The 6,907-nt window shown below is 41.9% G+C and carries 8 protein-coding genes; 2 read left to right on the top strand and 6 right to left on the bottom strand.

Annotated features, from left to right (window positions below):
- Positions 1-236: 236 nt before the first annotated feature.
- Positions 237-602, top strand: coding sequence for a nitroreductase family protein (locus GA0116948_RS20525; protein ID WP_205686195.1), 366 nt, complete (start codon positions 237-239; stop codon positions 600-602).
- Positions 603-1,165: 563 nt separating this feature from the next.
- Here the strand turns inward: GA0116948_RS20525 and GA0116948_RS20520 are convergent.
- From GA0116948_RS20520 to GA0116948_RS21840, 3 genes are read right to left on the bottom strand one after another with little or no spacing between them, the layout of a single operon-like run.
- Positions 1,166-1,570, bottom strand: coding sequence for a hypothetical protein (locus tag GA0116948_RS20520; protein WP_089715726.1), 405 nt, complete (start codon positions 1,568-1,570; stop codon positions 1,166-1,168).
- A 1-nt stretch (position 1,571) separates the two neighbouring features.
- Entirely contained in the window at positions 1,572-3,083 is a 1,512-nt protein-coding gene (locus GA0116948_RS20515; RefSeq protein ID WP_165798553.1) for an RHS repeat-associated core domain-containing protein, read from the bottom strand.
- Positions 3,080-3,469 carry a transposase gene (locus tag GA0116948_RS21840; protein WP_108675077.1) on the bottom strand — a complete coding sequence of 130 codons (390 nt, stop codon included), beginning with the start codon at positions 3,467-3,469 and terminating at the stop codon, positions 3,080-3,082. Before GA0116948_RS21840 ends, GA0116948_RS20515 begins: the two co-directional genes overlap by 4 nt.
- A gap of 126 nt (positions 3,470-3,595) precedes the next feature.
- Between GA0116948_RS21840 and GA0116948_RS20510 the strand changes: the two genes are divergently transcribed.
- Positions 3,596-3,772: a helix-turn-helix domain-containing protein gene (locus GA0116948_RS20510; RefSeq protein ID WP_089715723.1), complete on the top strand. Its 177-nt coding sequence runs from the start codon at positions 3,596-3,598 to the stop codon at positions 3,770-3,772.
- Between the two features lie 488 nt (positions 3,773-4,260).
- On the opposite strand, the gene GA0116948_RS20500 is transcribed toward GA0116948_RS20510, so the two are convergent.
- The 3 genes from GA0116948_RS20500 to GA0116948_RS20490 are packed head-to-tail and all read right to left on the bottom strand — an operon-like array spanning position 4,261 to position 6,656.
- Positions 4,261-4,938, bottom strand: a complete 678-nt coding sequence (locus GA0116948_RS20500) for a hypothetical protein (protein ID WP_123891885.1) — start codon at positions 4,936-4,938, stop codon at positions 4,261-4,263.
- 46 nt (positions 4,939-4,984) lie between these two features.
- Positions 4,985-6,220 (bottom strand): hypothetical protein, encoded by a 1,236-nt coding sequence (locus GA0116948_RS20495; protein WP_089715717.1) that lies wholly within the window; start codon positions 6,218-6,220, stop codon positions 4,985-4,987.
- 28 nt (positions 6,221-6,248) lie between these two features.
- Positions 6,249-6,656, bottom strand: coding sequence for a hypothetical protein (locus GA0116948_RS20490; RefSeq protein WP_089715715.1), 408 nt, complete (start codon positions 6,654-6,656; stop codon positions 6,249-6,251).
- Between the last annotated feature and the right edge of the window lie 251 nt (positions 6,657-6,907).

The following is a 6,907-nucleotide window of genomic DNA, read 5'->3' as shown; positions in this document are numbered from 1 at the left end:
TTACCGTTCCCGTCGTACTTGATTTGTTCTTCGTAGGCTTTTACCGCCTGTCGTATCCCTCCGATGGAGAATCCTTAATATGATGATGTGTATTCAAAAGGAGGGATACGGGGGCGGCGAAGCGTAGATTGTGATTGCATCTATAATTTATTTTGCTATCTGCAAAAATAGATGACTATTCAATTCATTTGGACCTGTGCGCTGGCGGAGGAATATAAAATGTAGGACTTTTAGTGGTGTTTAGTGTTATCGAAGATCTACCACTTTTTGAAAAACGTAATATTTCCATTTTGCCCCCGGGTTGGATTGCTTTCTATGAACATCAGGTAAAAGCACATGGCATTGCCGCTACAAAATCCTGGATGGAAAACCAGGTATATCTTTCACTAGGTTATTTTTTGAGTGCCTGCGCCAGTATGGGGCTGGACGCCACCCCCATGGAAGGCATTAACCGTAACGCGTATAAACAGCTATTGTCCCAGAGCGAATACGCGCCATTATTTGCGGTTACGGTAGGCTATGCCGATGCAAGTGATTTGAATCATCCAACCGTTTTACCAAAATCGCGGTTTGATCTGGATGATGTGGTGCAATCAATTTAAAAATTTATATTTTTAATCAGGAACTTTAAAAAATGTTTTATAAAACAGACTGGTTTCGATGGTAGTTTATTGAAGGAAGTAAAATCCAGATGATGTAAAAAATCGCTTCATTTGCTTCGACCAAACAAACTCATTAAACACATCTATACAACCGTGGGATATATCCTCGGCGAAGCCTCCGATACTAACATATCCTAAAAAAACCTTCCAAGCTGCACCAACTTAAGGAGAGCAACAAACTCCCCAGGAATCGCCATTTACGGGTTGTTGCAAACGACAGAATACAAAAGACACACCGCGGAGTAGTTAACGATGACAACATCGAAACAGATAGTGTACGTTACAAAAGTTGTATCGACACGTTACAATTAGAATGAGCAACTATCAAATAGGGCAAAGAGAGGCTGTAAAATAAACTGTGTCAAAGATTAAAAATTAGGATCTTTGACACAGTTTATTTTACAGCCTCTTTCACAGCTTCGCTGTGTGGATTTGGCCCCTTCTTTTTACCTTGCTTTGCAAGGTTGGAATGAAAAAAACCCACTCAACGAGTGGCTTTAAGATTATTTTATTTTCAAAATATTTGAACTAATAGGATAGTTTATTTTCATTTCGTTTTTTTGTCTATCATTTGCATCAATGCCGACTTCAACGTATTGACTTACATTTTGTAAGCCCTTTGCAGTAGTCTTTTGTAAGGCATTGGCAAATTTCTCATCTCCGTATATTTTTATAAGTTGATATAAAATATATCCGTGGTCATATCCTGCTGCATCATTAATGTAATCAATTTTAAAAAAATATAATAACGCTGTACTATCTTTTTCAAATGCTTTATTCAAATTATTTACATAAGCTGAATATCTTTTACCCAAAGCAATTTCCAATGTATTTGAAATTGGTATTTTAGGTTGTTCTTTACAACTAAAAAGCAAAATACAGACTAAAATATAAAAGTTCTTTTTCATTTTAATTTCCTGTTTTCTTTGGTGTTGTACTTGATGGAGATTCGTCTGTAACTTTTAATGTTCCAAATTTCGTTTGCGTTGTAAAGGGTATATATTTTTGTTTGCCTCTGTTATCTGGAACTTGTTCAATCGTAGTATTATTTATCGCACCATTAATAATATTCCATTCTTCTGCCCTTTGCTCAGGTGTCATATTTGGGTCGTCTTTACAAAGCGTAACACAACCCCAACTTACTCTTCCTGGGTGTAAATTATAACCACTTCGTTTTTCTCCATCAGAATTAATCTCTCCTGGTCTATCATCTACTTTATCGTATGGATTTTTATCTTGTGGGTCTAATACAAAAAATGAATTATGGTCAGGGTTTGTATTTCCCTTATTTTCTAAAATGTTATATGTACCTGTTGAAATAGGCTTTTCCTTTGGTCTGCTTGGGTCTCCGTGTACTATTTGACTTCCATCTGAATGCCCACCAGTAAATACATTTTTAACAAGTATTCCATAATTTGCTTTTGCTTTATCAGCATCTGTTAGCTTACTATATTCTAAGGCACTGACAAATTTATTAGTGAGTTTAGGATTTACTTTACTAATGTCGGGAATTAATGCCAGTTGGCTTGTTGCTTTATTATAAACGGCATACGCCTCTAATCCATCTAAATCTATTGCCATTATTGGCGAATTACTTGCAAACTGGTATGGTGTAAGTTCTGGATATTTTTTTGCTAATGGGTCTATTGATTTGAAGCGTCCTAATCTTTTATCATATATCCTAAATCCATAATCTTGTTGTCCTTCTATCTCTTTATCGTCTTCCTTCCCATTGAACCCGTAACGGTACCCCCCCGCACTCCCATTCCTATCCACCATCTGCATTCCAAACGGCGTATAATCACTATAACTCGCAATCGTAGGCAGGTAATAATCTATCGTTCCATTATGATCATTATCCACACCCACCCGCTGGTCACTGATGGTAGACAACACATTCCCCAGGTGGTTCGTTAGCTCATAACGTGACAACCCTTCCTGGCTCCAGGCCGTAACCCCCGCGCCTGCCGTCAGCGTGATGCCTGGCTGCCAGGTACCCAGCCGGCTGCTCCCATACAAATCCTGCTCATTCCAGTACACCTGGCTGTCACCATTCTTATTTCCATACACCGCCAGCGTGTTACCTTGCGCATCCCGTGCATACCAGGTCCTGTTGGTGACGCCTCCGCTAATATACTCCTTATAAATCCTGTTTCCTGTAGCATCGTAGGTGTATTTCAGCGCATCCCCGTTCGTTTTCGTGATACGCGAAATCTTCCCGTACACCGTCCACTGGATCTGGCTCACCCCGTTTGCGGGGTCTGCTGTGAGGTTGCCAATGTTGTCGTAATGATAGTTATCAGCAGCTTGGTTCACCAGGTCTTTGTTAGCATAATTGCTGCCGCTCACCCCATCCAGGACATGCCGCAAACGGTTAGACGTCAGTTGCCCGTTATTATCCTTCGGGTAAATATAACTCAACCGGTCCATATCCGCCTGGCTCTCCACCACGTTGGTCGTAGTGGCATGAGAACCGTTGCGGTTAAAGAAAACAATATTACCGTTCCCGTCGTACTTGATTTGTTCTTCGTAGGCTTTAACCGCCTGTCGTATCCCTCCGATGGAGAATCCTTAATATGATGATGTGTATTCAAAAGGAGGGATACGGGGGCGGCGAAGCGTAGATTGTGATTGCATCTATAATTTATTTTGCTATCTGCAAAAATAGATGTCAGTTGCCTCTTCCAGGTATAGATCATATTAAGATGAATCACCAGATCTGACGCTACTTGGGCAACCCCAAATTTTCCTGCCAGGCGAATCGCCTCTTCCTTGAACGCCCTGTTGTAGCTCTTTCTTGATGTCATTTTACTAGATTAAGATTTTTGCACCTTAACTTAGTGTCTTTCAAAATAGGACAAGATCACTTTATATACCTACTTTTGACTTTTCACCTTAAATACAGGTGTTTTAGTACATAAAAAGGTGCAGTTATGGATAGTTTTGGTAAACGACTGACAGAATGCAGGAAGGCGAAAGACCTCTCCCAGAAAGACCTCGCAAAAGCTTTCAATATCTCGCACACCACCATCGGAAAATATGAACGCTATGAGATGATCCCTTCCATCAAAGCCCCTAAAAACTCCCACGGCTTCTGGATACCACCGTAAGGTATCAGGCCGGAGAAAATGAACAGGCCAACCTCTTTAACAACCCCGCCATGCTCAAGCGGCTCGAAGATATCGCCGCCCTGCCCCCTAAATAAAAAAAAAGCCTCCTCACCACCGTTGACCACTTCATCAAAGCTTCTAAATTCTCCATTTTATAAAAAAGACAGACCTATCAATCTTCATCAAAAGGTAAGTTCAAATGATAAAATTTTATAATTTTTTGTTTGCAGTATATACTCTCATTACGATAATTGTACTGATAATGCTTAAAATTGGTTTTTTGACATATTTAAATCAACTTACCGATTCGATAATTTTTATAATTCTCCTAATTGGATTACTCACTTCATTTTTTCTTAGATGGGGAATCAATAAAACAAAAAATAAAATGCAGATGACATTACTATTTACGTCTTCTGTATTTATACTACTTATGCTTTACTTTACCTTTGAAGACCTCAAAATAGTTTCATAAACATTCTATTATTTTATTTATTTTTCTTACTTTCCTCCTTCAAGTACTGACTATTATCAGAAGCCTGAACCTGCTTTAAAAATTCTTGCACATAATTATTGTCAAATGAATGAGCACCAAACCCTTTCTTTAATCCTCTATAAAATCTAGAAGCATCTACCTCAATTCTCTGATCTTTGGAATTAGGCCCGATGGGATAATAATCATCACCAGCTAATCCCCCTGAAACGGTATCAGTTTTATTCCAGATATTTAATAGCTTCCTTATTCCTCTCGCGTCTGCAGGATTTTCAGCATCGTCCATTTTAGTATTGTATTGGGCGTGCTGCGATGGTGTCAAGAAAATTTTGTTTGAAAGGCCTGTTGGGCTGCCACCAAATTTTACAGGTTGTATTTCGTGTATTTGTAACCCCTTAAACATTTCAGGGTTAGCCCTACGCATAGCTGCATTGGTTGAGTTAGCTAAATTTCGGGCAGAAGTATATTCTGCACCTTCTAATAATCTAAACGGTCTCGTTGGCTTAATGCCACCTGCAGGATATCCTTTCCAATTAAATACAGAGAATGAACCTTCTGCAAAGTTAGCTCCCCCCTTAGCGGCTTGAGTTTCTGCCTTCACAACTTGCACTGCTGGCCGACTCACAACAAATGTAGCATCCTTTGGAATACTAGCCCGGGCAGATAAGGCCATACTCAATCCAATATCCACATAACTAGCGATGCCATCGGCCTTATTGTCAGAAACCCCCACGTATGACAAACCACTTGCAATGGCTTGTTGTGTATAGGATTTTGTCTCCTTGCCGCTCGCTAGTTGCGTAAGTCCGGCAGCCGCTACATCTTAACCATGTACTACTCCTGCCGCTCCCACCATTGCACCCACACCAGTACAGGATGTTCCAACTCCACCTGCAGCTCCACCCAATATTAAACAGCACACCATTATCCGTTGTTCCGGCTTCCTCCAGGTCTTTCTTACTTTCATCAATATCCAGCCGGCTACTGCCGTAGATATCTGTTTCTATTTGGGTAAGATGACCCGTATTCACGCTGTTATCTCCACGGGTATAAATGCTCATGACATTGCCCGTTGCATCCCGCACATACCAGGTAAGTACCTCATTCACTGTTTTACTGATACGGTTTCCACTCACATCGTACGTGTAGTGGATGGTGGTAGCGGCACCTGTTGTTTTATGAATATCCGAAATTTTCCCGTAAACCGTCCACTTGATATCGTCGATGCTGCTCTGCTGGTCTTTTACCAGGTTGCCGATTGCATCGTAGTCATAGTTAGCATCTGCCTGGCTATCAATATCCTCCGTGTAAGCAGCAGGATCTACATCGTCCTTGATGTTGTCCAGTTTATTGGTGCCGGCCAGGTAGTTGTAATGCATTTGATCCATGTTCAGCGATTGGCCGGCCCAGGTAGCATTACCATTACGGTTGTAGTGTAAGATATTCCCATTCGGGTCACAGGTCACCGTTTCGCCAAAGTCGGATACTGATACCGGTGTCCAGTTGTTGGTGGCCACATTCAGGTTACGGATGGTTTGCATGCCGATGATACGGTTCAGCAGATCATAGCTGTAGTTGTATTGCAGCGGCTCTCCCACTTTCGGCAGATTCACACTCATGGCGCCAATGTTACCATTATACAGCGGTTTGAAGTTACTGCTTCCTGCTTCCGCAAAAGGTGTTACCGCTCCGATCGGTTTATAGTCTCCCAACCCATAGTAGTGTAGTGCGTAGCCAAATGCGTCCTTAGCGGTAGTAGTGTCATCGCCCCCCATTTCAAAACCGCTCTCCAGTGATGTACCGTTTACCCCTTTTATCCAGCCCTGCAACGTATAGGCGTAGTCCATGCCCTGGACTTGCTGCTGGCCTAATACGGTACGTGCCAGCGGGCCATATTTATAATACTGGTAAAATGCATCATGATCCCAGAACAGGCTGTCGCGGCTGGTTTCCACATCGGTAATACGATTCTCTGCATCGTAACTATAGCGATGGTAATAAGCCCGGCTGGCCGGGGTTGAAGCTTACTGTATTTACTTTTCCACTGATCATGTCATAATTGTAAGCGATCTTTTTATAGTGACCCAAGGTAGAGTTGTCGCCTGTTATACCGGAGTTAAATTTTTGTAGTAACTCCTTCACATTTCCATGTACATCATAGTTGTAATAAGTAGCGGAAGCGCGATCATACCCATCCTGCAATTGGGCCCCCGTGTTGTACACGGCACTCCAGGAAACCCTGTTCCGCAGGTTTTCTGCGTTCCACAGGTACCCTTCCAGTGGCGTGTGTGGCAGGTCATAACTGGTAATGGTGATCTGCTCTTTGGAGCTGGCCACATTGGCTATCCAGGTATCCAGGGCGCTTTCGTTGCGGGATATCAGGTCTGTCATCGCGGTAATACTCTTTAACTGCCCCACTTCTGTGATGCGGCCCAGATAGTCGAACCTTGTATAACTATAGTCGTTTGTCAGGAGTTGTTTGGCGTTCTACGAGGCAGCGATCCTGCCCAGGCGGTCGAACCAGAAGTGAATAAATGAGAAATTGACGTGTCCCTCCGGGAAGTTAAAAACTGAATTTAGGTAAGATTATTATTTTAGCTTCTTACCAAAAATCAAAGCGATGGAACAGCAACAAGCTAATA

Origin of the sequence: Chitinophaga costaii, assembly GCF_900094705.1 — a bacterium.
GTDB lineage: Bacteria > Bacteroidota > Bacteroidia > Chitinophagales > Chitinophagaceae > Chitinophaga > Chitinophaga costaii.
Note: the sequence above shows the minus strand (reverse complement) of the source record. Positions and strands in the feature narration are given on the sequence as shown.